Consider the following 23,283-nt stretch of genomic DNA (forward strand, 5'->3'; position numbering starts at 1 on the left):
CAGCCTGCATCTGCAAACACCCGTTTTCAATACCCAACACGCGTCTGTGCTCGCTTAGGTTATCAAATCCCCAGCGATGGTTCCCCCGTTGTGCCCGGATCTGCCCCACGCTGCTTCGCGCGGCGGCGTTCATCGCGTTTGCCCGCAAACGACAGGTAGACGGCAGGAACAAGTAATAGCGTGACCAGCGTCGAGAAGGTGAGCCCAAAAGCAATGACCGTCGCCATCGAAGCCAGCGTCGCGGCACCCTTGCCATAACCAATCACGAGTGGCAGCATCGCGAGCACCGTCGTCAGGGTCGACATGAGAATGGGGCGCAGACGCACAGGGCCTGCGAGCAGGAGCGCGTCGTACAGAGAGTGCCCCTCGCGCCGCAACCGGTTGGCATAATCCACGAGCACGATGGCGTTATTCGCAATCAGCCCCATGACCATGATGACACCAATCGCTGAATCGATGTTCAGGGATCGATGCGTCAAGAATAGCCCCAGCGCCGCCCCGATAAACGTCGGTGGCAGACAGAACATGATGACAAACGGCGTCAACAAGGCTTCAAACAGGCTCGCCATCAACATGTACAGAAGCAGAATTGAAAAGGCAAACGCTGCCGCGAGATCGATCATCGTCGAGTGCAGAAACTGCCCATTTTGCCCGAAGCCCACGCTGTACCCATTTGGCACCTGCAACGTCTTCAGTTTCTTGGCCAGAGCCGCCTGCGCACGCCCAGACGTGACGCCATACGGCGTCGCGGTCACCGTGACGGTGCGCTCGCCATTGACGTGATCGATCTGCGGCGGTTCGGATGAATCGGTGACAGTGCCAAGCTTGGTCACGGGCACCTCGTTTCCGCGTTGATTCTCGACCGTCAGCTTGGATAGGTTGTTTAGGTTCTGCGCGTAAGACGGCGGCAACTGGACGACGATGTCATAGGCATTGCCACCTTGATTGAACGTCGAAGCCACCGCTCCATTGACGTCCGTTCGCAATACCGACTCCACTTCCTGCTCCGTCAGTCCATAGGAAGCAAGCGCAGATTGGCTCAATGTCAACTGCACATCCGGCACGCCGCTCGTTGCGCCATTCTGGATATCTTCAAGCCCCTTGGTCTGCTGCATCAAGCGCACAACCTGGTTGCTCAGGCGCACCAGTTCCGCCATGTTCGGCCCTTGAATCTGCACGGAAATCTGATTCGATGCAGGCCCGCTCGATCCGTTGGCAGATCCGGCCGCCACCTGAATCTGCGCGCCTTTCACCTTCTGCACGTCGATGCCAAACTGGTGGCTCATTGTATCCACTTGTTTCGATGCGACACTAGATGCGAATGAAACTGTTACGGTAGCCTGATTCGTGGCCCCGAGATCGCTATACGAATTGCCGCCAATTTGCGCATCGATTTGCTGGATGCCGGTGAGCTTCGTGCGCGCCATCGCCTCCACCTGTTGCGCGATCGCGTTGGTCCGTGTGAGCGATGTACCCTGTGGCGTCTCGATGGAAACGGTCATCTGGTTATCACCGACATTGGGAACCAACTCAAACCCAATTCTCGGCACCATCGCAATACTGGCCACAAACATGAGCGTTGTCACGACAAATACGGTCTTGCGATGCCCAAGCGCCCAACGTAGCGCTACTCGATACGCCGCAGTCAAACCGTGCATCGTGCGTGCCGACCAGTCAAACGGAGCATACACGCGAAATGGCGCATCGACGCCGGGCACCGTTTCCGGCTGCTCAAACCGTCGTCCACGCAATAGCCGCGATGCCAACATCGGTGTGAATGTCAACGCGACGAACAAAGCTGCCACATGCGAAAATGACACCGTGAGCGCGAGCGGCTTAAAAAACTGCCCCGCTAGCCCTGGGACAAAGATGGACGGCGCAAACACACAAATCTGCGCACAAGCGGCGACAACCACCGCCATCCCCACTTCTTCCGTCCCCAGTTTGGCCGCTTCCAAGGCCGACAGCCCCCGCTGACGAGCGCGAAAGATGGATTCCAACACGACAATCGAAAAATCGACGAGCGATCCGAGGCCGACCGCAAGTGACCCCAGCGTGATCGAGTTGATGGACAGCCCAGCCGCGGCCATCAGTGCAAACGTCGACAGAGTGGCAATCGGGATGGCAACCGCGACAACGGCGGTCGTGCGAATGCTGCGAAGGATGAGCAGAATGACGAGCACGCCGAAAATAAAGCCTAGGACTGTGTGATTGACGACGGTATCAATCGTGTCACGGATGGGCTGCGCACTGTCGCTCAAAATTTGCAGATGGACGCCTGCCGGTAATTGCGACTCCAAACTTGCGACCTCTTGGCGCACGGCATTGGAGACCTGAACGATGTTTGCGTCACTCGCCTGAGAGATCGAAAGTGTCACGGCTGGTTTGCCATTGACCGTGGAGATGAGTGTCACCGTCTTGTCCCCGTCGTTCACCGTAGCAATGTCCTTGAGCGGAATATTGCCGCCGAGCGGAAGCGAGATGGGAACGTCGTTCAAATCCGCTGGACTTGCAAACTGCCCGTCGATGTGGAGAGGTATGAGCAAATTGCCCTTTTGCACCTGCCCTGCATCTGCAGACATGTTATCAGCGGCGATGGCCTGGACCACTTGCTCGATGCTCAAGTGGTATTTGGCAAGCTTGTCCGGATCGACATCGACGGTGATCTGGCGCGTCAGGTTGCCTGCGGTCTGTACACCGGCGACACCATTCAGACGCTCGATGGCGGGCTCGACGATATGGGTGGCCGCATCGCTGACCACCTGCTGCGAAACGTGCCCGGTGCCATATACCGACACTTTGACAATCGGCAAGCTGCTCGGATCAAACTGCTCCACCGCTGGCGCGCTTGCATCGGACGGCAGCCCTGGCTGTACGCGCGCGATGAGGCTGCGCATCTGGTTGAGTTCTTCGTCAATATTCGTGCCATAGTTGAACTCGACGATGACCAGCGAACTGCCCTGCGTCGACGTCGACTCGATGAGTTGCACGCCGGACAGACCTTCCAACGTCTGCTCAATCGGATGCGAGACTTGTTGCTCGACCTCCTCTGGTGATGCCCCTGTCCATGAGGTCGCAACGGCCGCAATCGGCAGGTTCAGCTTCGGGTACAGTTCCTCTGGCAGATGAAACACCGAAAAAACGCCGACCAACACGACGGCCACCATCAACATCGTGATGGTAACGGGACGGCGAATAGAAAAGTTGGCGATCCGCACAGAATCGGCTCCTTTGTATCATGTGATGGGAAGGGCGAAGGGTACACCTTCACCCCTGCTGACCTTTATCCTCGCTTGGGTACATTACTTTTGCAAGTAAACTTTTTATGAAATTGTAGTGAATCAGCCTGAAATGTGCCATTTGTCGACGTAGACAGCAGGATTTCGACGCCGCCAGGGCGTAGATGTGAGGCATAGGTTGGCGGATGAACAACGCCGAAGCCGCTTTGCAAAGTGGTTTTTACCTAAGGAGAGATGGCTATTTCTGTGCAATATCCTGCGGTGACCTGGCTCGTTGCCGCGCTTTTGTTTGTCTATGGACTGGTCTTTGGATCGTTTGCCAACGTGATCGCGTATCGCGTGCCACGCCGCGAATCGGTTGTCTGGCCGAGATCGCACTGCGTACACTGCCATCACACGTTGGCCTGGTGGGAGTTGGTGCCCGTCCTCTCGTGGCTCGCACTGCGAGGGCGCTGCCGAAAGTGTAGGACACCCATTGCCGTGCGTTACCCACTGCTCGAACTGCTGACCGGTGTCCTTTTTGCAAGCGCCTGGTGGCAGGGACATACCATCGCGCAAGTGGTCGTCTGGGCGCTCTTCTGGCTATACATCATGATGGCTGTCGGGACGGACCTGACGGCGATGATCGTCCCGAATGTGTTGTCACTTCCGGCTGCTGTCATCTTTCTTTGCGCCTCCGGCTTGACGCACATCCAGTCATGGCCAAATGCCGCCATGGGTCTGGTTGTCGGCTTTGCGATGGTACTTCTCGTACGTCTGCTGTCGGGTGGGCGCATGGGGCTTGGCGATGCCAAGCTGTATCTCGCCGTCGGCGCCATGCTAGGGCCTTGGCTCAGCTTGCTCTCCTTCGTCCTCGCCGCCTTGTTTGGCAGCGTGATCGGCCTTGGTTTGCGGCTTGCTGGAAAGTTAAAAGCCGGACAACTCGTGCCATTTGTACCGTTTATCGCACTCGGCGTGATCGTCACGGCTTGGTACGGGCACGCGTTGCTGAGGGTGTACATGCAACTCGTCGGATGGTAGCGCACATGCCGCCATCGACCTCACGCCATGAACACAGGGGGAAGTTCCATGAACATCGATGCATTTCTTGTAGAGGCTAAAGAACGAAACGCTTCCGACGTGCATCTCTCCGTCAATGCGCCAGTTATGTATCGGGTGAACGGCGAGTTGGAGCCGCAAGGAGAGCCGCTTTCGCCGGACGATCTCGATGCCATGGCGAGATCGATGATGAATGCGGAACAATGGGGACGGTTTTTAGAGCGCGGCGAGATCGACTTCTCATATAGCATCCGCGGCGTCTCGCGCTATCGCGTGAACGCCTATCGCCAGCGCGGTTGCATCAGCGTGGCGGCTCGACTCATCCCCGCGCGCATCCCGACACTGGACGAGCTTGGCCTGCCCCGCGTCTTCCGCACCTTTATGGAAAAGCCACACGGCCTCGTACTCGTCACCGGGCCAACCGGCAGCGGCAAGTCCACTTCTCTTGCCGCACTGCTCGACGCCATCAACCAAACACAGCGCCGCCACATCATTACACTCGAAGATCCGATTGAATATCTGCACACGCACAAAATGTCCATTGTCGATCAGCGCGAGATTGGCCTTGACACGCTTGGTTTCGCACCTGCCTTGCGCGCTGCGCTGCGCCAAGACCCGGATATCCTGCTCGTCGGCGAAATGCGCGATCTCGAGACCATCAGCACGGCCATCACCGCATCGGAAACGGGCCACCTCGTGTTTGCCACACTGCATACAAGTGACGCGGTACAAACCGTCGAGCGCATCATCGACGTCTTCCCAGCCGAACAACAGGGACAAATACGCCTGCAAATCGCCTCCGTGCTACAGGGCGTCGTCTCGCAGCGCCTGCACCGCTCCGCAGATGGAACCTGTCGCGTCGCCTCATTTGAAGTGCTCGTCAATACGCCAGCAGTGGCAAACCTTATCCGCACAGGCAAGACGCATCAGATTCCGTCACTGATGCAAACCGGCAGGCAGTTTGGGATGCAGACGATGGAGATGAGCATGCAAGAGCTCGTCCAGCAAGGCAAAATTGCAGCGAGCGTGCTCAAGCAGTGGACGTCGTCGACTCAATTGGCCGGCTGGTAATACGCGGCGATTTGCAAATTCGCCGTCGCTGTTGCTCCGTCAAGCCCTTTAAGGTCAGCGACATACACGTCAAGCAACCGCTGACTATGGTAGAGATTGGCCAACAGGGCTTCGATGTCTTTGGCCGATCCGCTGACCGTGACCGCGTAATCAAGACTGGGGATGCCCGCGCTGCCGACCTCGAGCGGGCCAGTGCTATTTGTACCGGTGTCGCCCAGTTGACCTTCTAACGCCTGCAACGCCGCTTGCGCCTGCGCGCTGTTGGCCAAAGCGCTTTGCTCCGCCGCGGCCGCCGCTGTAGAGCTACCATTGCTTAATGTCACTGCCCCACCTGCGCTATCCATCCGCGCCACGCTCAGCAAAGTGACGTTGTTCGCATTCGCAGCCGCCGCCAACAACTGTAGGAAGCTTGGCTCATTTTCCCCCACAGGCAGAGCCGTGTGGATGTCGACGGTCGCGCCGCCCTTGCTGCCGCTCGCCTTCGTAGCGGGATGCTCTGAGAGCGAGTTCATCGTGGCGACGAGCGATTGTCGCTGCGTCTGCAACGCACTCAACCGATTCAGCATCGGCGCCAAGCCGTACACATAGACGAGCGCCACGGCGGCCAACACGCCAGCGCCGTAAAGCAACACACGTTCGCGCCTCGAAAGCTGTCGCTTCACTGTGCCGTCCCTCCCGTCGCCATCGCCAACGTCACGGTATACGCGTACATATAATGATTCGATCCGCCACCGACAAATACAGCTTGAGGCGTTTGCCCCGGCGACTGGCTTGGTTCTTTGGCAACCTGGAACGTCACCGATGCAGCAAAAGGATCCTTCTGCAAGTTCTGCTCAAAAGCTGCCACCTCGGCGACACTCGCACTGCGCCCGTGAATCTCCATCGCTGAGCCCGCCAACTTGATCTCATCGACTGTCATATCGGCCACCAAGGCGGCGTCGATTTCCTGCAAAACGGTTGCCCAATCGACCCGCGCAGCCGACGCCTGTGCAAGTTCACTCTGCAACGCCGAAGCCCCCCCGCTATGTGCAGGCGCGCTACCACGCTCGGCCGTCTGCACCTGGCCGTTCAAGGTGGCGACCTGTGTAGCCACCTGCGCGACCTGCTCATGTAAAACGACCAACAAGGCCGCGCAAGCCGCGGCGGCCAGCGTCACCACGCCAAACACAAGCAGGCGCCCGCGCCCGCCGGCCGCTAAACGGTTACCGTGTGATTTTTGCGGTCGTGGCAATAAGTTGATATCCAAGTCTCACACCTCGCGAAGCGCCAGGCCAATTGCAGCCGCATAGTCGTGAAGAAATGGGTCGTCTGGGCGGATGGTCACTTTGCGCGAAAACGAAACGTGGCTACGGATGAGCGACGACAAAGACATAATCTCACAAGGGATGCCCAGTTGCCCCTCAAGGGCCGACCACTCACTTGTGGCACCCTCTGGCACGGCAATCAACAGTTGCGCGAACTCGACACCTCTCTGATTGAGCGAATAGCGAAAGAAGTTCATCGTCCGCTCGATCTCGACGCCAATTTGGTTGAGATTATCGAACATGCCCGCGGATACGTCAGTAGCCGGCACTGGCAATGGGAACTGGCGCGTCAAATAAAGCAACCCTTGATGAAAGACATGCATATCTGCAACATCGCCGTTGACTTCCATGAAGAGAAACGTCTGTGGCAAGCCGCCATGGAATCTGCGCAATAAGCGATACACGGCCAGCGGATGGATGTCGACGGAAATGGGACGCACACCACTATGGCGAAGAGATTCCACAAGCGGCGCGACCAACTGTTTGTCCGCCGCGACCAGGATGAGACTCGTCTCCGCATCCGTCCCGGCTTCGCCTGCCGCCTCTTCTCGTGGGCAACGCACAAAATCAAACGTAACCTCGTCGAAAGGCAGATGGATGTTGTGTTGCAACTGGAATTCGATCACGCTGCGCAATTCTTCATCGGAGAAGTCCGGCAATCCTAACTGGCGAATGACCGTCCAACGGTTCGGGACCGCGACGTGCAACTTCCGCTTTTTGCGACCGCTTGGTGGGAACACGCGTTGCCAAACGCCTTGCCACGCCGCGAGATCAAGGTCGGAGGAATTGCTGCCAGGTTCGCCATCGAGTTCATAGGTCTCAAGACGGCGCAAACGGGGTCCTTTTGCCCACTCCAATTCCGCGACGCGAACGCTCGTGTCACTCACTTCGACGCCAATCGACACGCTTTTGCCACGCAAAGCCACTAACATCACCCACCTACACCGCACGCACGGAAGAATATGTATAGAACAAAGAGCTTGGCCCTTTCTGCGATTGCTGTTGCAACTGAATATCCAGGATTAATGAGGAACCGCTCAGCGTTGACCGTACCATCTCATGCAACACGCCTTGTCCATCTGAGTAAGACCCCAAGTAGACGGAAGCGTATCCTTGTACCTTGAGGGCGCCGATCACGCCTGTCTGCACCGCGAGATTCGCCGCAGCCGGGGAAACGAACTTTTGTGGTTGCAATATGTTTTGAATGACAGACTCGATTTGATTGAAGCTGGATTCCACTTGATTATCCGCTTGATATTGCGCCGCAATCTCGCTGACCATCGTGCGTCCCCCTGTATGCAAAGCATAATCCGTCCATGCGATGGCACCAGACACCACAGTGGCCAAAAGCACGACCAAAACGACGGACCAAACCAAAGTAAATCCGGACTCTGCGGAAATCGACACGGATCGCCTCTCCGGTATTTCATTTCGCCACACGCACTTCACGCTCCTCCATCAGCGGACATCCGCATCGTGGTAGCCACTCGCCAAATCATAGGTCAGCGTTTGCCCTGTGCTGCTTTGGTACGGCGCTGACAATCGCATGATGAAACTGTTGACAAAAGTACCGGACGAGATGGTGGACGGATGCAAAAACCCAAGAATATAGTTCGTCCACGAAAAGTCGGCCCCACTTCCCTGCGGGTAGAGGACCGGGAACATCCATTCGATGTTCACCCCACTCGCAAGCGGCGTCCCATTGACCATAGGCGGCGTTTGGGTCTGCGCTTGTGCAGTGTTTGCATTTAGGCTGTATACGTCCCATGAGGAGGCGGATCGTTGGATAAACTCGAATACTTTGAAACATGTTGCCCCGACAATGGCCGCTTGTGCAGTTTGTCCCCCGGAGACCGTAGGAACGACGGTCGTCGTGTTGTACATCCAGGGCCTGTCCGCATCGACAGCCGCGGTCGTCGGATAGCCTCCGCGGTAAAGCCAAAGGACGACGACCGCTGAGGAGGAGGCTGGATTGCCACTAAACTGCATCTGTACGAAATCAGAACTGCGCAACATGCGATTCAGCGCGTGATTGACCGTGAGAACCTTTTCTTGTGCCACGTTGAAGCTGGTCAGTCGCTGCGCCCGCACTGCAAGCATCCACACCAGGTTGACAAGAACCCCCGCCACCATCGCCGCGATGGCGATAGACGCCAGCAGCTCGATCAAGGTGAGCCCTGCCTCACCGCTTCTTTTATGCGTTTGCATCGTCATCACCGCATATCTCCTCACGACGAAGGTAGTACGGGTGCAGTTACGGTGGCGGTGAGCCCCTGCGGCGTCTGCACTTGCACCTTGTAGTCCACGTTTGCAGAATTACTGGTGGCGTTCGAAGAGATGGTACACTGAAATCCGTTGTACAGCGGATATGTCCAAGAGAACGTGATCCCTGGCGGCGGTACAATCAGGATGATGGACGACTGCGCCTCGTTGCCAAGCGCATCACCCGGAACTTCGATGACCCAGCCAATGATGTTTTGCGGCCTGTCCTTGATTTCCTCAGCAATCGTTGTGGCCAGTCCTAAAGCCTGATCATACTGCGCCATTTTGAGCGTTCCTGCCTGCGCACCGCCGACGGCAAGCAGTGCTGCAGTCCCGGCAAGCGCGATCATCACGACCGAGGCCATGACCTCAATCAGGGTCAGGCCCGCTTCGGCTTCACAGTTGTTCGCTCTCCAGGCGTTGCGTATACGATCGATGAGCATTCCCACTTTCTCAGAGCCCCCGGCAAATAATAGACGAAAGCCCCCTCGGCGGGGGCTTCCACGCAACTTTTTATTACTGAATGACAATATAATAAGTTGTCATAACGCCGCTGCTGTTTGGATACGAAAATTGAACAGATGGACCTGAATACCCGCTCAGCGACGTGACGATGGTAAACGCCCCCTGTTGCGATTGGGGTGTTGGCACCGAATTGAGATACCCACCACTTGAACTACTGGTACCGTTGCCTGTACCGTTGCCTGTACCACCAGTCACCGAACTAGAAAGCCCGTACACGAGCAAGTCATATACATTGCTCGACGAACCGGAAGAGCTCGTGGAAGCTGAGTTCGTAGGCAGGATGGTTGCAATTCCAGACGCCTTCGAGCCTGGAGGTACGCTATCCGCCACAGCGCCAGCAGAGCCAATTTCCAGGGCCCCCGCGTTGCCGGCTGTCGACTGATAATCAAACTCCGCCCGCTGCAAAGCGTCGGCAATCATTTGCTCATTTGCTTTATCTGTGGCAACACGCGCCTTATTGATTTGCCCCATGACGACAGGTACGCCCACGGCCGCCAGGATGGCCAGAATGACGACGACGGCAAGTAGCTCAATCAATGTGACGCCTTCCTGTTCTTTTAGTTTTTTCAATAGGTTTTGTAGCTTGTCCTTTAATATTTGCATAACACTCTCCCTTTCACACCCTCGTTGGACGCGCCATTTCCTCTATATCCAAGCGGATCCTGGCCATCCGTGTCTCTATTATAAATTGCAAAGAAATGAATTGTACACTATCTTCGTATGCGTTCCTCCACCGACTTCATCGAAGGGTATCACATGCCCGTCGCACTGCTCATTCCTTGATATAACGAGAACATCGGCAACAGCGCCGCCAGGACGATGATGCCAACAACTCCCGCCAACAATGCGGTTAAAAGCGGCTCCATGAGCTGTTTCAACCTGTCCACAAACATCGCAAGTTCCGATTCGTAAAAGTCTGCCACCTTCCCGAGCATCTCGTCGAGATGCCCCGTTGTCTCGCCAACCCGCACCATCTGCACCATCATCGGAGAAAATGCGCCCGTTTCACGCAAGGCCCCAGAGAGCGATCCGCCATCGCCCAAAGCGTCCCGAACCTGGCGCAAGGCCCTGGCCACATAGCGGTTGCCGACTGCATCGGCAGAGAGCGCGATGGCTTGGAGAGCCGGCAGTGCCGCATGAAAGAGCATTGCCAGAGTTCGCGAGACCTGTGCCATGGCTCGCTTTTCAAACAACTGCCCAAACACAGGCACGCGCAACAGCAGCCGATCCCGCCAGTACAAACTCGGACCATGTCGGTTGACAAACAGAATAGCGCCCACCAACACCCCAAACACGCTGAGGCCGATATACCACCTGTGCGAGACGAGACTCGAAGCACCAAGCACCACTCGCGTCGGCCAGGGCAGTTGCAGGTGTTGCGCCGCAAATACTGTGACAAAGGTCGGGATGACGCGCAACAGCAGGAAAATGGAGACCAGAATCGCCATCACGGCTACCACGATGGGGTAGATCATCGCAGAGCGGATCTTCTCCACCGTCTCCCGCTGGCGTTCCTGATACCCCGCCGTATTCTCGAGTACCTCGTCAAGCGTACCGCTCGCCTCGCCCGCCCGCACCATCTGCACAAACAAAGCCGGAAAAACGCGCGGGTACTCAGCCAGACTCTCCCAAAGCGGACGCCCGTCGCGAACGCTTGCCCCAACCTGGGCAATGGCATTCTGTAAGACGCCCTTTTCCGTCTGTTCGTAAAGCACCTCAAGCGCGGTGACCAAGGGTACCCCTGCGCGCACCAACGTCGCAAACTGCCGGCAGAACGGGACAAACTGTTCCCGCTTTACGCCGCTAAAGAGCCCTAAATCGACGTTGATCTCGCGCGTCCAGAGCGATTCGTCGACCGGCCGCAGTTCGACGACATACAAGCCCTGCTCGCTCAACTGACGCACGGCCGCCGCCTCGTCTTCGGCCTCGATGCGCCCCTGCGATCGCTTGCCACGAACAGCCATCGCCTCGTACTGATACACACCCAACTTCGTTCTCTCCTCAACCTACGACCGAATCAAACAAATTCCAGCGCTCCCTCAACGGCCGTCACCCGCAGCACTTCCTGCACCGTGGTCAGGCCCTGTGCCGCTTTCGCCAGCCCGTCTTCGAGCATCGTCGTCATCCCCCGCTCGCGCAAACGTTGCCTGCAATCATCGGCAGATTGCGCTGTCAAGATAAGACCCGTCATCTCGTCGTCCGCCTCCAACACCTCGTGAATCGCCATACGCCCGCGAAAGCCTGTGTTGCCGCAGGCGGGACAGCCGCGGCCCACCACGAGTCCATCATGAGACATTCCGTAATGCGCCAATAGCTTTTCTTCCATCGGCGTCGGTCGATACGCTTGCTGGCAGCGCGGACAGACGCGGCGAACCAAGCGCTGCGCAACGACCCCGGTCAGCGCCGAGGCAATCATATACGGCGCAACCCCCATGTCAAGCAGCCGAGTGACGGTGCTCACCGCATCGTTGGTGTGCAAAGTCGAAAGCACAAGATGCCCGGTCACGGCCGCGCGCAGGGCAATCTCCGCGGTTTCTTCGTCGCGGATTTCGCCAATCATCACAATATCCGGATCCTGGCGCAACAGGGCGCGCAAGCCGCGCGCAAACGTCAATCCGGCCGCTATGTTGACCTGCACCTGATTGACGCCATCCAGTTGGTATTCAATCGGGTCCTCAATCGTGATCACGTTCATCTCGGGCGTGGCCAAGCCTTTAAGCGCCGCATATAGCGTCGACGTCTTGCCCGATCCGGTGGGGCCGGTGATGAAAATGGCGCCGTGCGGCCGCGCGAGCATCCGTTCAAACGCTGCCAGATGTGCATGCGAGAAGTCCAACTTCTGCAATTCGAACGTTTGGCCCAAGAGATCGAAGACGCGCATGACAACCTTTTCACCGTGCGCCGTCGGCATCGTCGCCACGCGCACATCGAGTTTGTAGCCGCTCTCCTCAAGCTCAAAGCGCCCATCCTGTGGCAACCGCTGTTCCGCGATGTTTAATTGCGCCAATACCTTGACGCGCGCCGTCAAAGCGCTCTGCAGGTGCCGTGGCACCACGCGCTCCGTCCGCAAAAAGCCGTCGATCCGGTAGCGCACGCGCACGCCGTCCGCCTGCGGATCGAGATGAACGTCGCTCGCGCCCGCAGCGGCGGCCTCGACGAGGATCTGATTCAACATGCGCACGACTGGCGAATCGCTGCGCATCGGATCCGGTTCGGCTGCGGCAGGTGTCGGCTCCGGTTGCGCCCGGCGCACGGCCTCGTCAAATGTCTCTTGCAGGTGATAATACTTGCGAATCGCACCTTGGATATCGTGTCGCGTCGCGATGGAAGGCTCAATGGTGAGGTTGGTCGTCATCCGCAAATCGTCGATGGCATAGTAATCGAGCGGATCTGCCATCGCGACATACAGTCGATTGCCACTTTTACGGTAGGGAATGACTTGATACGATTCAACCAGCCGTTCGGGGACCAGATGTAAAACGGCGGGATCGATCCGCATGTTGCTGAGCACGACATGGGGAATGCCGAGCTGAAATTCAAGTACCTCGACGAGTTGGCTTTCGCTGATATAGCCATTGTTGATCAACACATCGCCAAGGCGAGACTGCGACTCGCGCTGATCCGCCAAGGCCTTTTGCAGTTGCTCCGGCGTCAACAAGCCTGCCTCGACGAGAATTTCGCCCATTCGTTTGCGCGCCACCGGCATTCACCCCTTAACCGGATGCAATAGGAAGCTAATCGGCCGCCGTGGCGGCCAGATGACGGTTGCTTATCGATCAATGAAAGATGGACAGCGTATTGTATTTTTGCGAGACGAACAAGTCGTAACCGTTCGCTTGAAAGAAACCAAATCCGAGCAACGAGATGCCGGTATAGCTCGGATCGACAATGCAGGGAATGTCGGCGAAGTGCTGCCCGCCGATGTCGAGCGAAACCTCGCTCATATACGCTTGATCTTGGCCACCAATGCCAGACACAGCAATGCTACCGAGGTTGGGCAGGTGCAACAGTTTGGCATCGGCCGCTGTGAACAACGGTTCATAGGCGCCGGTGTCCAGTTGCAGGGTCAGATTGTCCTTGCCACTACTAGCGTTAAAAAAGACGCCGTTTTGGAAAGTCGTGATGGGCACCGAGGCGAGCAACGTCTCACCTGCGGCCTGTGGCGCAGCCGTTTGACTCGATGCAGCCAGTGCAAACTTCACCGCCGCCGTCTGCTGCACCGTCTTCCCCGCCGGATCAACCCAGGATACCGTGACATACGCCGTTTCCGCCGTGTTATCTTCGACGCCGTTGAACCACATGCCCGAATAATCGGTCGCTGTATGCAAGGTCGCGCTGCCGCTGGAAGGCGTCAATGTGCTAAAACCAGTCGTCGTGATGGTGATGTTCTGGTTAGGTACAGTGTTCATCCCGTCCAAGGTCGCAATTTGCAGCGGAGCAGGGCTTCCCACTGTCGTATTCTGGGTATCGATCTCGATTTGATAATGATGGTTGACGGGCAAGCTGCTAAATGTGAACCCGCCGCCCTTAAGAGGCGTAGCCTTCACCTTCGCGGCAAGCTTTTGCCAAGGGACATACGTGGTGCCCCCGTAGACGACGCCCTGCACGTAGCCGCCGGTCACCGCAATTTTGCCACCGCCCAGGTCTTCATAGGGCGTTTTCATGGCCGCCATGCCGCTTAGCGCGACATACGTCGTATCGCCAACCGCAATGGCGTCGTACTGCTTGCCACCAATGAGCGCGCGCACATGTCCGTGCGCGAGCGCGTTGGTTTTTACGAGAGCGGCCTTGGTCGGAGCCTTCTGCACCGCCTTGCCGGCCGCGCGCTTCGCTGACGGCTTCGCCGCGTGTGTACCTGCTACGCGATGTTGCACCGTGTGCGGAGATACCGTTTTGGCCGAGACGGTCGCAGCCATGGGTGTTGCCACAAGAAGTCCTGAAACCACCAGGGAAGTCCAAAAAGAACGAGCTGTCTTCACAAAGAATGCCTACCTTCTCGAGATGGTCCAAAGGACATAACCTTCAGACGCAATCTGCTACGTAATTTGATTGGTAGGGTAATTCTGTGTCAAACTGGTCATTTCCTGCACGACTGCCACTGGGATTTACCGACTCCTATCGCCTTTCAGCCCTTGTCTGCGGATTCGCGCACGATTTGCAGCACGTCTTCCAACACGGCACTCGCCGTTGGCAAGGCTCCAGCCCCAGGGCCAATCAAGGTGATGGTGCCCACCACGTCCCCAGTGATGGCAATCGCGTTGTTCACGCCATCGACGAAATAGAGCGGATCGTCCGGCTGCAGCACCTGCGGGCCAACCGTGCAATGGACGATGCCATCCTCTCCCCAGACCGCCGACGCAACGTGCTTGACCTTGGCACCAGCCCGTCTTGCCGCTTCGATTTGTGCCGCATCGACGCTATCGATGCCACGCCGCGGCTTGGTCAATGTCGCCAAAGGTTTTCCGCTGTTTGCCGCCCCAACGAAAGGCTGACCGTCCGCGACGAATTCGGTTTGCAACAAATGCGTATCCACACGCAGTGCCTGCAGGAGAATTTGCAACTTGTAGTAGGCGTCGAAGCCCTCGACGTCCGCCGCCGGGTCCGGTTCCGCATAGCCCAAGGCCTGCGCTTCCTGCAACGCCTCGGCAAACGGCGCCCCCGTCTCCCACATGCGCGTCAGGATGTAGTTGCAGGTGCCGTTGACAATCCCCCGCAAGGATTGCACGCGATTGAGTTCGAAGTATGTATGCAAAGTGTGCAAGACCGGAATGCCGCCAAGCACACTCGCTTCATGGCGCAAGAACAGACCGCGCTTGCTCGCGAGATCGCGCAATTCCTCGCCGTAGAGGGCCATCAGGGCCTTGTTCGCCGTCACGACGGATTTGCCATTTTCGAGCGCGTGTCGCACGACATCATGCGCCACGTCAATCCCGCCCATGACCTCGATCACGATATCGACGTCGTCTGCCTCGCAGACGATCCGCCAGTCATCTGTCAACAGGTGGCGCGGTACATACTCTGGTCGCGGGCGCTCTAGATGCCTTACGGCGATGTGCGTGGCCGCTAGTTGTACGCCTTCCCACGCCCCTTTCCGATCCGCCAGCACTCGCAACACGCCGCTTCCTATGACACCACATCCAACAATCCCCAATCGCACCTGATTTGCCAACCGCCTCTCGCCGCCTCTCTCCATTATGTAAGACCATACCTGGTCAATGCTCTATTAAAAAAAGGGCACCCCTTCGGGATGCCCTTCCACTTCACCCAGTCACTGGCCCGTTTGCACCTGTTACGTCCGAGCTTCGGCCAAGCGCCGATTTTCCTCTGCCTCGCTGTCCAAATGCAATTGTATGCGATTGTTTTCATCGACCAGTACCACAGTTGGCTCATGCTGCAGAGCATCCGCATTTTCGTACATCGCATACGAAATGATGATGACCAAATCCCCTGGCTCTGCCAAACGTGCCGCCGCGCCGTTTAAGCCAATGACGCCCGTCCCCGCATCGCCTGGAATGACATATGTGTCAAAGCGCGCGCCCGTGTTAATATTGACCACTTGCACACGCTCATTTTCCAATAAATCAGCAGCTTCCATGAGCTGCGTGTCGATGGTGATACTACCGACATAATTGAGGTTTGTCTGCGTCACCGTCGCGCGATGGATCTTCGACTTCATCATCGTGCGAAACACGCCAACCCCTCCGTTTCCCATTCTGTGCTGTCGTCAAGGCTGAAAACCGCATTTCGCGGCGTTTTCCTCAGGCCATCTTACTCCCATCTACGCCCTATGACAAGTCAGAAGAGACGGTAATCTCACCAGCGGTCGACAATCAGACATCCATGCCAAATGCAGAGCCATGTATGCTCTACAAGATCTAATCAAATCACACAATATCTACTGGTCAATGATTGCGGCATTGGCTACTATGGCCACAAGACGAGAACGTCGTGAAACGGGAAGTGATGATGCATGATACAACAGCGTTTTGACCGTCTAGAGGAGATGATTGAAGGACTTATCCACTTTGTCGGAAAGACCAAGGCAGACATGACGGTTCAATTGAATCAACTATCCGCAAAAGTGGATCACTTGACAGTGCGCGTGGATGACCTGACAGGCCGCGTTGACCAACTCACTGAGCGCGTCGATGGTCTGACCGTCCGCGTTGACCAACTCACTGAGCGCGTCGACGGTCTGACCGTGCGCGTTGACCAACTCACCGAGCGCGTCGATGATCTGACAGTCCGCGTTGACCAACTCACCGAGCGCGTCGATGATCTGACCGTGCGCGTTGACCAACTCACTGAGCGCGTCGATGGTCTGACTGTGCGCGTTGACCAACTCACCGAGCGCGTCGATGAGCTGACAGTCCGCGTTGACCAACTCACTGAGCGCGTCGATGGTCTGAACGGTTGCTCGGACGCTCTGACAAACGTAGTCACGAACCTAAGCCAACAGGTCTACAACTTGGATAACAAGGTGACCAACTCGGCAGATGTTATAGGTTCCGTGCAAACAACCATGAAACGAATGGACGAGACCTTCGCCCTTACGGAAAAGCGCCTCGACTGGCATGCGGCAGAGATTGGTCGCCTGCGCGAAAAAGTGTTTCTTGCATAGTCGCTGGCACAACCGAAACACGTCGCCCTTGTCTACCGAGTGCCAGCGAAAAGGCTACCTCTTTTGCCTGTATCGGCCTCGAGGTAGCCCTTTCATAGATTTCATCCCTTGCCGCATAGGTCGTTTGTGAGGAACCCCACCCTCACCGAAACATCTGCCGCTCGGACATCACTTGGTTCAATCCCGAGCCTGATTTGCGAACGCGGACCGCCATCGTTAGCAAAACAGCCAATACCAGAGAAAGGGCCATGAAGATGTAGGAAGCATTCGGGCCACCGGTTACGTTATTCAGATAACCAACGAAGTATGAACCAACGAACGAACCCAAAGCTCCCATGCAATTGATGAGCGCCATCGCCACACCAGCGACATTGCTCGGCAAAATGCTTGGGACAATCGCGAAAAACGGTCCGTAAGGTGCATACATCGCACCACCTGCGATAACGAGAAGAATAAATGACATCGCAAAATGCCCAGATCCAAGCAAATACGAGAGATAGAATGCCACCGCACCGATAAGCAACGAGATCCAAACGTAAGCCTTTCGCGTATGTGGCCGCCGGTCGGACAGAAACGAGGTCATCAACATGAGAATCGCGGCCAATAAGTACGGCACGGACGACAGCCAGCCTGTGCTCACAATGCCCACGTGTGACGCCGCCTTAATCATCGAGGGCAACCACAGAACAAAGCCATAGACACCAATGCTCCAAAAGAAGTATTGCAAACTGAGCAGAATAACCGGTCGGGAACAGAACGCTTCCCGATAGTTTTTTACCTGTGCCATACCCTCTTGCTCGGCAGCGAGAGTAGTGATAATCGCCTGTTGTTCTGCTTGATTTAGCCACCTCGCTTGCTCTGGTTTATCTTTGACCACCGCCCACCAAATCACCGCCCAAATGATGGAGGGTACGCCTTCAATGATGAACATGCCTTGCCAATGAAACCATTGAATCAAATATCCGGATATGACCGACATCCATAAAACCGTGATGGGGTTGCCAAGAATCAGAAACGTGTTCGCGCGCGATCGCTCGCCATTGGTAAACCAGTGGCTGATAAAGATGAGCATCGCAGGCATGACAACGCTTTCAACCACACCGAGCAAAAACCTATCCACGTAGAGCAAGGGCAAGTTGGTGATCACGCCTTGCAACGATGCAAAGATCCCCCATAGAATGAGTGCCCAGAAGACCAGCTTTTTGGCGCTGTGTTTCTTTGCGTAGTGAGCGCCGGGCACTTGGAAGAAAAAGTATCCTAAGAAAAATAAGGAGGCCAATAGCGATGATGATGCCGCACTCATGTGTAGAGCTTGCTTCAGTCCAGCCGCCGCACCCAACCCGTAGTTGGACCTATCGAGGTATGCCAAGCTGTACGTAATGAATATCACGGGAATTAGTCTTGACCATCTTGAGCTTGGCAACGATTGATGCTCCATATGGTTCTCGCCCCTTTGACCAATGTTTCAGAGCCACACCAGGAACCCCTGATGAAGTACCATCACACACCAACTGGCGCATGGTTCAGCAAATACTTGCTCACCTCCCTTCAGACGATGTTCCGCAATTTTTGTGGAATCGGTTCCATAGAGGAAAAGGCCTGTTCCACTCCTTCACCTTGCTAAGGGAAAGTGATTATCCTTTGGCAACCTTTGGGGTTGAGTCTCTTTCTTGCAGTGTGGAGGTGACATACAAGCGCTGTGGATCACCCGCATCACCACCCAACCGTGCAACAAGCCGCTCCGCCGCCAGGACGCCCATTTCATACGCGGATTGAGATACCGTGGTGATGCCCACAATTTGAGCCCAATCCGGGTCATCAAAACTGATGAGCGCCACGTCGTCCGGAACACGATAGCCAAGTTGTTGCATCGCCAATGCCACTTGCAGCAATATCACCGCGTTACCCGTAAATATCGCCTTTGCGTGAGCATCCTCGCGTTCCATAAATGTTGTTAGGAAATCAGGTAATGCAGATGCCTTGCCTTCGATTTGGAAGACAATGCTTGTATGCTGCAATTTGCGGTCCGCCATAAAAGATTGGAATGCTTGAACGCGTTCCATTCTCGTGCTGATATCGGCAGTCGGCGCTGTCACATAGGCTATGCTGTTGTAACCTTGGCAAACCAAGTAGTTGAGAGCATCATATGTCGCTTGCGCATTGTCCATGCCGACGAGATCGACATGCATGCCGGCAACCTCGCGATCGAGCAATACGACTGGCGTTTTTTCCTTTTGCAAAGCAAGCAACACGCTCTGATTGGCGCCTGTTGTATGAAGAATCAGACCGTCTATGTGATGCGACCGGAGGGTGCGAATATAGTTTTGCTCTTTGATGGGATCGTTGTCAGAATTGCAAACGAGCAGGCTGTAATGGTGCCTGTGGCAAACATCCTCTGCACCACGAAGAATGGCGGTTGTAAACGGATTGGCAATGTCCGCGACGAGGATGCCAATCAGCCTGCTTTGCTTTGCCTTCAACCCGCGCGCCATTTGACTCGGCTCGTAATGCAAAGCTTGAATGGCCTGCTCAATCTTACGATATGTTTCTTCAGAAATATATTCGGCCTGATCGCTCAGAAAACGCGACACGGTCGTCTTAGACACGCCCGCTTTTCTTGCTACGTCGGCAATGGTAGGTCGCCGCTGGCTCTCCCGCACAGGACAATCACCTCGGTGTGGATGGCTGCATTCTCGTTGGACTATGTCAATCTGCGTTGCAAGCGAATGCATGAAACCGGTTCCATAGACCCAATATAAGCTTGCGATTGAAGGGTGTCAACCACCCTCTGGACGCATGTTGACGGCGAATCGACACGTTTGTTTTTGAACAGGAAACCAAGGTGATTTGCGGTACCCCGTTGCGCTTGGCGTCAGCAAACGCTAAGTTGGAAGCTGGCACTCACGGAAAGGTCGTGGTGTCAATTTGGGATGTGGGAGCCCACACGTATGAATGGATTACGCCGCCAAAACCATGCACAACCACTTCCGAAAGAGTCGTATGCGTTTGTTCTCGCAAGTCTGGTCAATTCAGTGGGCAGTGCCCTCATCTGGCCGCTTACGACCATTTATGTGCACAATGTTCTCCACCGCAACTATGCGGATGCTGGGGTTGCGCTCTTCTTCCAATCACTCGCTTCCATCGTCGGCCAGGTGATCGGCGGATCGCTATATGCCAGCCTTGGTCCCCGCAAACTGATCATCGGTTCGCTCGTATTGACTGGTTGCGCGCAGTGGACGCTCATCTTGGCCCACACGTGGCCGACCTATGTCTGCGCCATGACCGCCAATGCCTTTCTGATTGCGATCACGATGCCCGCAGTGAACGGGTTTGTTGGACAAAGGTGGAAAACGGTGAGCACGCGGCTATTTAATGTGATGTATGTCAGTAACAACGTAGGCGTGGCCATCGGCACCACACTTGCGGGGATTCTAGCGTCCATCTCATTTTCATTAACGTTTTTCATCAATGGCGTTTCAACGTTGTTGTTTGCCGCATTTCTCACGATATTCATGCGCCGTTTCGCAAACGATGAGTTGGAGGAGTGGCGAGGGGGCTTTGGCGCCACGCGACAGGACAGCCCCGCGCGTTTGCTCTCGCGATACCACCTGTACGCCTGGATTGGTATTGGCTCGATGCTGGTGAATTTGGCGACATCCACCTGGAACTCCGGCGTCGCGCCGTATCTGAATCAGGCGGGGCAGCCACCTGCTGTGTACAGCCTGTTATGGACGGTCAACGGCATACTCATTCTCGTGGGCCAACCGGTCATTGGTTTTCTCAACCGGCGCCTTACGCAGTCCCTTGCATCCCGGCTCACTGCAAGCGCTGTCTTGTATGGATGCGCGTACGTGATGATTTGGGCAACCCATGCCACCTATGCGTTGCTCGTCGTTGGTATGGTGGTGGCCACATTTGGCGAAATGCTAATGGCACCCGCCATTCCTGCACTCATCACCGACACCGCACGCAACAACGCCGCCTTTTATTTGGGTGTTTCCGGAGGCATCGGCAGCATTGGCCGCCTGATTGGCCCAGTTTTGTTTGGAACGTTATTCGATCACGCTGGTCTACCACCGATTCTATGGATCGCTGTCGGCGCATGCGCTGGTGCCGTGATCGCCTTTATCGTACAGCAACGGCAGGATGGTAACGTGTCACATGCCGCTTCTGGGAAAGCAGACGAAATGAGCAGCCTGTAACGAAACGCGCCATCCACTAGCCAGAGTGTGAATGACGCGTTCATCTTTGCACCATCACGCACAGACCACATCCTCTAGCGGCGTCTTTCCCTGTCACACCAACAGTTTCCCCTCCTGCATAATCATCTCCCCATCCAGGTACAGCGTCGGCGCCAGCATGACCACATCCAAGTGCACCCCCGCGCTGACCGTACCGCCAAATGTCGCATTGCTGCCAAACGCCACATGTACGGTGCCAAGTGCCTTCTCGTCCTCCAAAATGACACCTGTCAGCCTGGCTTTATCGTTCGTGCCAATCCCCAGCTCCGCCACATTCCTGGCTGCAGGCGTATCTCCAAGCATCTCCAGCCACTTGTCTGCCCCATCGCCCTCCGCCGTGACGAGCAGTCCATCTCGCACCACCAGGCGAAGCGGACTTTTGACCAGCCCCAGACCAGCGAGCGATCCGTCCACCACGAGTTCACCTTGTGCCGATCCCTCCATTGGCGCGATAAACGCTTCCCCCGACGGCGCATTGCCAGCCTCGCCTGGATTGAGATAGACACCCGTGCTCGCAATTCCACGCCTCCCCGCCAGCGAACATGTAAATACCGCCCCATCCTTCTCGATCCGCACATCCCTCGCTGCCGTCAGCCGTTTCGCCACGCACTCGGTCAATTGGGCCACCTTATCGAAGTCCGCCGTCATCGGGCCGTGCTCAAACATATCCTCCGTCACGCCAGGCATTGTCGCGACCCGCGCACCACATTCCGATGCGCGCCTGCGCGCCTGTGTGTGCGTGAGGGAGCGCAGGGTCGGACAAACGACGACGTCCGCCGCGGCCATCGCAACGGCAACGGCCACAGGTGGCTCTGCTCCGTTCTTGTCACGCGGCACCATTTCTATGATCATCGCCTCGGCGCCGATTTCCTTACCAGCCTGCCACAGGCTCCGGCAAATGTGATCACGCGTCCCATCCGATACAACCAGCAGGCTTTCCCCCGCCTTCAAGTCCATCGCATGCACCAACATGTTCCGTGCCGCGTCCAATAACGCCATCGCGCTCACGCGTCCTTTCTCCTACATTGCTTCAACATCACAAAGCCCCACCCGTCACCGGCTGGGGTCATCATCGCTTGCCACTGTGTGCCAGCATTCAGTTGATGGTAATCGAAATGGAAATGTTCCCTTTGCCACCCTTATGCCTTGGTTCACCAAGCACGTATTTCACTTTATCGGAAACGGCCATGTAGATCCACAAGATGAACAGAACGATTTCACCCGCATACGGCAACAGGATGAACCACAGCCAATGACCACTCTTCCCGAAGGCGTTCAGGAATTTGACATACCAGATGATTGCAAACACGATATTGGCAATCGGGATTAAGAGAAACAACAGATTCCATGCCGACTTTCGGATGGTCCACATGTACGGAATCGCACCTAACAAGGGAATCCAGGCAAACCACCGTAAAGCCGTCCCCGCCTTACGATACAACAGAAAACTTGTCGCACTGTGAATGAGATAGGCAGCAATCATATAAAAGACAGAAAGCGCGACCACCATAAATAGAAACCCTCCCCAACCCACAATGTATTCTCTATACATGATAGCGGCAGTGTACCATAATATGTTTGGATGAGGTTATTATTGGTTGTTTTATTTTTGTAAACACCTTCTGCCGCGCTGCTCTCACGTTCGTTTCCAATCGAGTAGACCAGCTATGTAATGTCAAGTCCTTTATCGAGTCTTAGAGCAATGAAGGGGATGAGTTTTAGGTTGCACGGAACCAAGCCTGTTTCAGGGAAACAGACGGTGATCCGAATATTCATTTGCACTTTTTCAAGCTATCGGTTCATACGGTTTGCGATCTCGCAATACCGCATGAATCACATACGTTAACTTGCGTGCAACGGCTCCAGTGGCGGCTAGGGGATGCTTTCCTTCCGCCCGCTTCTGTTCGTAAAAGGCTTTTAGAATTGGGTTGTGTGTTTTTGCGACGCTCGCAGCCAACCAGATTGCCCTGCGCAAATAGGGC

At 56.0% G+C, this 23,283-nt stretch carries 21 protein-coding genes and 1 pseudogene; 4 read left to right on the forward strand and 18 right to left on the reverse strand.

All coding sequences use genetic code 11. The features are described 5' to 3' along the window. Positions 1-62 precede the first annotated feature (62 nt). Entirely contained in the window at positions 63-3,218 is a 3,156-nt protein-coding gene (locus tag BLU70_RS07950) for an efflux RND transporter permease subunit (RefSeq protein WP_040288605.1), read from the reverse strand. Between the two features lie 255 nt (positions 3,219-3,473). Between BLU70_RS07950 and BLU70_RS07955 the strand changes: the two genes are divergently transcribed. Both BLU70_RS07955 and BLU70_RS07960 read left to right on the forward strand, forming a co-directional pair. Next, a complete protein-coding gene (locus tag BLU70_RS07955) occupies positions 3,474-4,259 on the forward strand; it encodes a prepilin peptidase (RefSeq protein WP_052012190.1) in 786 nt (261 codons plus the stop codon). A 48-nt stretch (positions 4,260-4,307) separates the two neighbouring features. Beyond that, entirely contained in the window at positions 4,308-5,348 is a 1,041-nt protein-coding gene (locus BLU70_RS07960; RefSeq protein ID WP_218129483.1) for a type IV pilus twitching motility protein PilT, read from the forward strand. Here the strand turns inward: BLU70_RS07960 and gspM are convergent. The 12 genes from gspM to panD all read right to left on the reverse strand — a co-directional run bounded on the left by gspM (position 5,330) and on the right by panD (position 16,130). After that, on the reverse strand, positions 5,330-6,010 hold the full coding sequence (gene gspM / locus BLU70_RS07965; protein ID WP_074693135.1) for a type II secretion system protein GspM: 681 nt from the start codon (positions 6,008-6,010) through the stop codon (positions 5,330-5,332). The genes BLU70_RS07960 and gspM overlap by 19 nt on opposite strands. Then, a complete protein-coding gene (locus BLU70_RS07970; protein WP_074693136.1) occupies positions 6,007-6,594 on the reverse strand; it encodes a PilN domain-containing protein in 588 nt (195 codons plus the stop codon). Before BLU70_RS07970 ends, gspM begins: the two co-directional genes overlap by 4 nt. Before the next feature lie 3 nt (positions 6,595-6,597). After that, positions 6,598-7,578, reverse strand: coding sequence for a type IV pilus biogenesis protein PilM (gene pilM, locus BLU70_RS07975; protein ID WP_176780861.1), 981 nt, complete (start codon positions 7,576-7,578; stop codon positions 6,598-6,600). Between the two features lie 13 nt (positions 7,579-7,591). After that, positions 7,592-8,092 (reverse strand): hypothetical protein, encoded by a 501-nt coding sequence (locus BLU70_RS07980; RefSeq protein WP_143027499.1) that lies wholly within the window; start codon positions 8,090-8,092, stop codon positions 7,592-7,594. Positions 8,093-8,110: 18 nt separating this feature from the next. Further along, complete coding sequence (locus BLU70_RS07985; RefSeq protein ID WP_040288613.1) at positions 8,111-8,866, reverse strand: prepilin-type N-terminal cleavage/methylation domain-containing protein; 756 nt, start codon at positions 8,864-8,866, stop codon at positions 8,111-8,113. 14 nt (positions 8,867-8,880) lie between these two features. Beyond that, entirely contained in the window at positions 8,881-9,363 is a 483-nt protein-coding gene (locus tag BLU70_RS07990; protein ID WP_074693139.1) for a hypothetical protein, read from the reverse strand. Positions 9,364-9,430: 67 nt separating this feature from the next. After that, positions 9,431-10,042, reverse strand: coding sequence for a type IV pilin protein (locus BLU70_RS07995; RefSeq protein WP_074693140.1), 612 nt, complete (start codon positions 10,040-10,042; stop codon positions 9,431-9,433). Between the two features lie 149 nt (positions 10,043-10,191). After that, on the reverse strand, positions 10,192-11,421 hold the full coding sequence (locus BLU70_RS08000; RefSeq protein ID WP_244885155.1) for a type II secretion system F family protein: 1,230 nt from the start codon (positions 11,419-11,421) through the stop codon (positions 10,192-10,194). 35 nt (positions 11,422-11,456) lie between these two features. Then, entirely contained in the window at positions 11,457-13,145 is a 1,689-nt protein-coding gene (locus BLU70_RS08005; protein WP_074693141.1) for a GspE/PulE family protein, read from the reverse strand. Positions 13,146-13,215: 70 nt separating this feature from the next. Then, positions 13,216-14,355, reverse strand: a complete 1,140-nt coding sequence (locus BLU70_RS08010) for a retroviral-like aspartic protease family protein (protein WP_244885151.1) — start codon at positions 14,353-14,355, stop codon at positions 13,216-13,218. 209 nt (positions 14,356-14,564) lie between these two features. Then, the gene (locus BLU70_RS08015; protein WP_074693143.1) at positions 14,565-15,608 is read right to left on the reverse strand and encodes a homoserine dehydrogenase; all 1,044 of its coding nucleotides are present in this window, start codon (positions 15,606-15,608) and stop codon (positions 14,565-14,567) included. 120 nt (positions 15,609-15,728) lie between these two features. Then, positions 15,729-16,130, reverse strand: coding sequence for an aspartate 1-decarboxylase (panD, locus tag BLU70_RS08020; RefSeq protein WP_006445870.1), 402 nt, complete (start codon positions 16,128-16,130; stop codon positions 15,729-15,731). A 279-nt stretch (positions 16,131-16,409) separates the two neighbouring features. Between panD and BLU70_RS08025 the strand changes: the two genes are divergently transcribed. Beyond that, on the forward strand, positions 16,410-17,060 hold the full coding sequence (locus BLU70_RS08025; protein WP_074693144.1) for an LA_3659 family protein: 651 nt from the start codon (positions 16,410-16,412) through the stop codon (positions 17,058-17,060). A 142-nt stretch (positions 17,061-17,202) separates the two neighbouring features. On the opposite strand, the gene BLU70_RS08030 is transcribed toward BLU70_RS08025, so the two are convergent. Continuing rightward, positions 17,203-18,498: an MFS transporter gene (locus BLU70_RS08030; RefSeq protein ID WP_074693145.1), complete on the reverse strand. Its 1,296-nt coding sequence runs from the start codon at positions 18,496-18,498 to the stop codon at positions 17,203-17,205. A 196-nt stretch (positions 18,499-18,694) separates the two neighbouring features. After that, positions 18,695-19,720 (reverse strand): LacI family DNA-binding transcriptional regulator, encoded by a 1,026-nt coding sequence (locus BLU70_RS08035; protein ID WP_074693146.1) that lies wholly within the window; start codon positions 19,718-19,720, stop codon positions 18,695-18,697. A gap of 288 nt (positions 19,721-20,008) precedes the next feature. Between BLU70_RS08035 and BLU70_RS08040 the strand changes: the two genes are divergently transcribed. Continuing rightward, a complete protein-coding gene (locus BLU70_RS08040) occupies positions 20,009-21,262 on the forward strand; it encodes an MFS transporter (protein WP_244885152.1) in 1,254 nt (417 codons plus the stop codon). A gap of 93 nt (positions 21,263-21,355) precedes the next feature. Here BLU70_RS08040 and BLU70_RS08045 read toward each other — a convergent pair whose 3' ends face one another. The 3 genes and pseudogenes from BLU70_RS08045 to BLU70_RS08055 form a co-directional block, all read right to left on the reverse strand. After that, on the reverse strand, positions 21,356-22,300 hold the full coding sequence (locus BLU70_RS08045) for an aminopeptidase (RefSeq protein ID WP_074693158.1): 945 nt from the start codon (positions 22,298-22,300) through the stop codon (positions 21,356-21,358). Between the two features lie 97 nt (positions 22,301-22,397). Beyond that, the gene (locus BLU70_RS08050; RefSeq protein WP_052012192.1) at positions 22,398-22,811 is read right to left on the reverse strand and encodes a DUF5684 domain-containing protein; all 414 of its coding nucleotides are present in this window, start codon (positions 22,809-22,811) and stop codon (positions 22,398-22,400) included. A gap of 276 nt (positions 22,812-23,087) precedes the next feature. After that, a pseudogene (locus tag BLU70_RS08055) lies at positions 23,088-23,283 on the reverse strand (IS110 family transposase); the annotation flags it as partial.

It is taken from the genome of Alicyclobacillus hesperidum, assembly GCF_900107035.1.
GTDB lineage: Bacteria > Bacillota > Bacilli > Alicyclobacillales > Alicyclobacillaceae > Alicyclobacillus > Alicyclobacillus hesperidum.

Excerpts from the sequence above, each read along its gene's own strand:
- BLU70_RS08010 (WP_244885151.1), bottom strand. The coding sequence starts at position 14,355 with ATGGCTGCGACCGTCTCGGCCAAAACGGTATCTCCGCACACGGTGCAA.
- BLU70_RS08040 (WP_244885152.1), top strand. The coding sequence starts at position 20,009 with ATGAATGGATTACGCCGCCAAAACCATGCACAACCACTTCCGAAAGAG.
- BLU70_RS08050 (WP_052012192.1), bottom strand. The coding sequence starts at position 22,811 with ATGGTGGTCGCGCTTTCTGTCTTTTATATGATTGCTGCCTATCTCATT.
- BLU70_RS07985 (WP_040288613.1), bottom strand. The coding sequence starts at position 8,866 with ATGACGATGCAAACGCATAAAAGAAGCGGTGAGGCAGGGCTCACCTTG.
- BLU70_RS08025 (WP_074693144.1), top strand. The coding sequence starts at position 16,410 with ATGATACAACAGCGTTTTGACCGTCTAGAGGAGATGATTGAAGGACTT.
- BLU70_RS08030 (WP_074693145.1), bottom strand. The coding sequence starts at position 18,498 with ATGGAGCATCAATCGTTGCCAAGCTCAAGATGGTCAAGACTAATTCCC.
- BLU70_RS07995 (WP_074693140.1), bottom strand. The coding sequence starts at position 10,042 with ATGCAAATATTAAAGGACAAGCTACAAAACCTATTGAAAAAACTAAAA.
- BLU70_RS08045 (WP_074693158.1), bottom strand. The coding sequence starts at position 22,300 with ATGGCGTTATTGGACGCGGCACGGAACATGTTGGTGCATGCGATGGAC.
- BLU70_RS08005 (WP_074693141.1), bottom strand. The coding sequence starts at position 13,145 with ATGCCGGTGGCGCGCAAACGAATGGGCGAAATTCTCGTCGAGGCAGGC.
- BLU70_RS07960 (WP_218129483.1), top strand. The coding sequence starts at position 4,308 with ATGAACATCGATGCATTTCTTGTAGAGGCTAAAGAACGAAACGCTTCC.
- BLU70_RS07955 (WP_052012190.1), top strand. The coding sequence starts at position 3,474 with ATGGCTATTTCTGTGCAATATCCTGCGGTGACCTGGCTCGTTGCCGCG.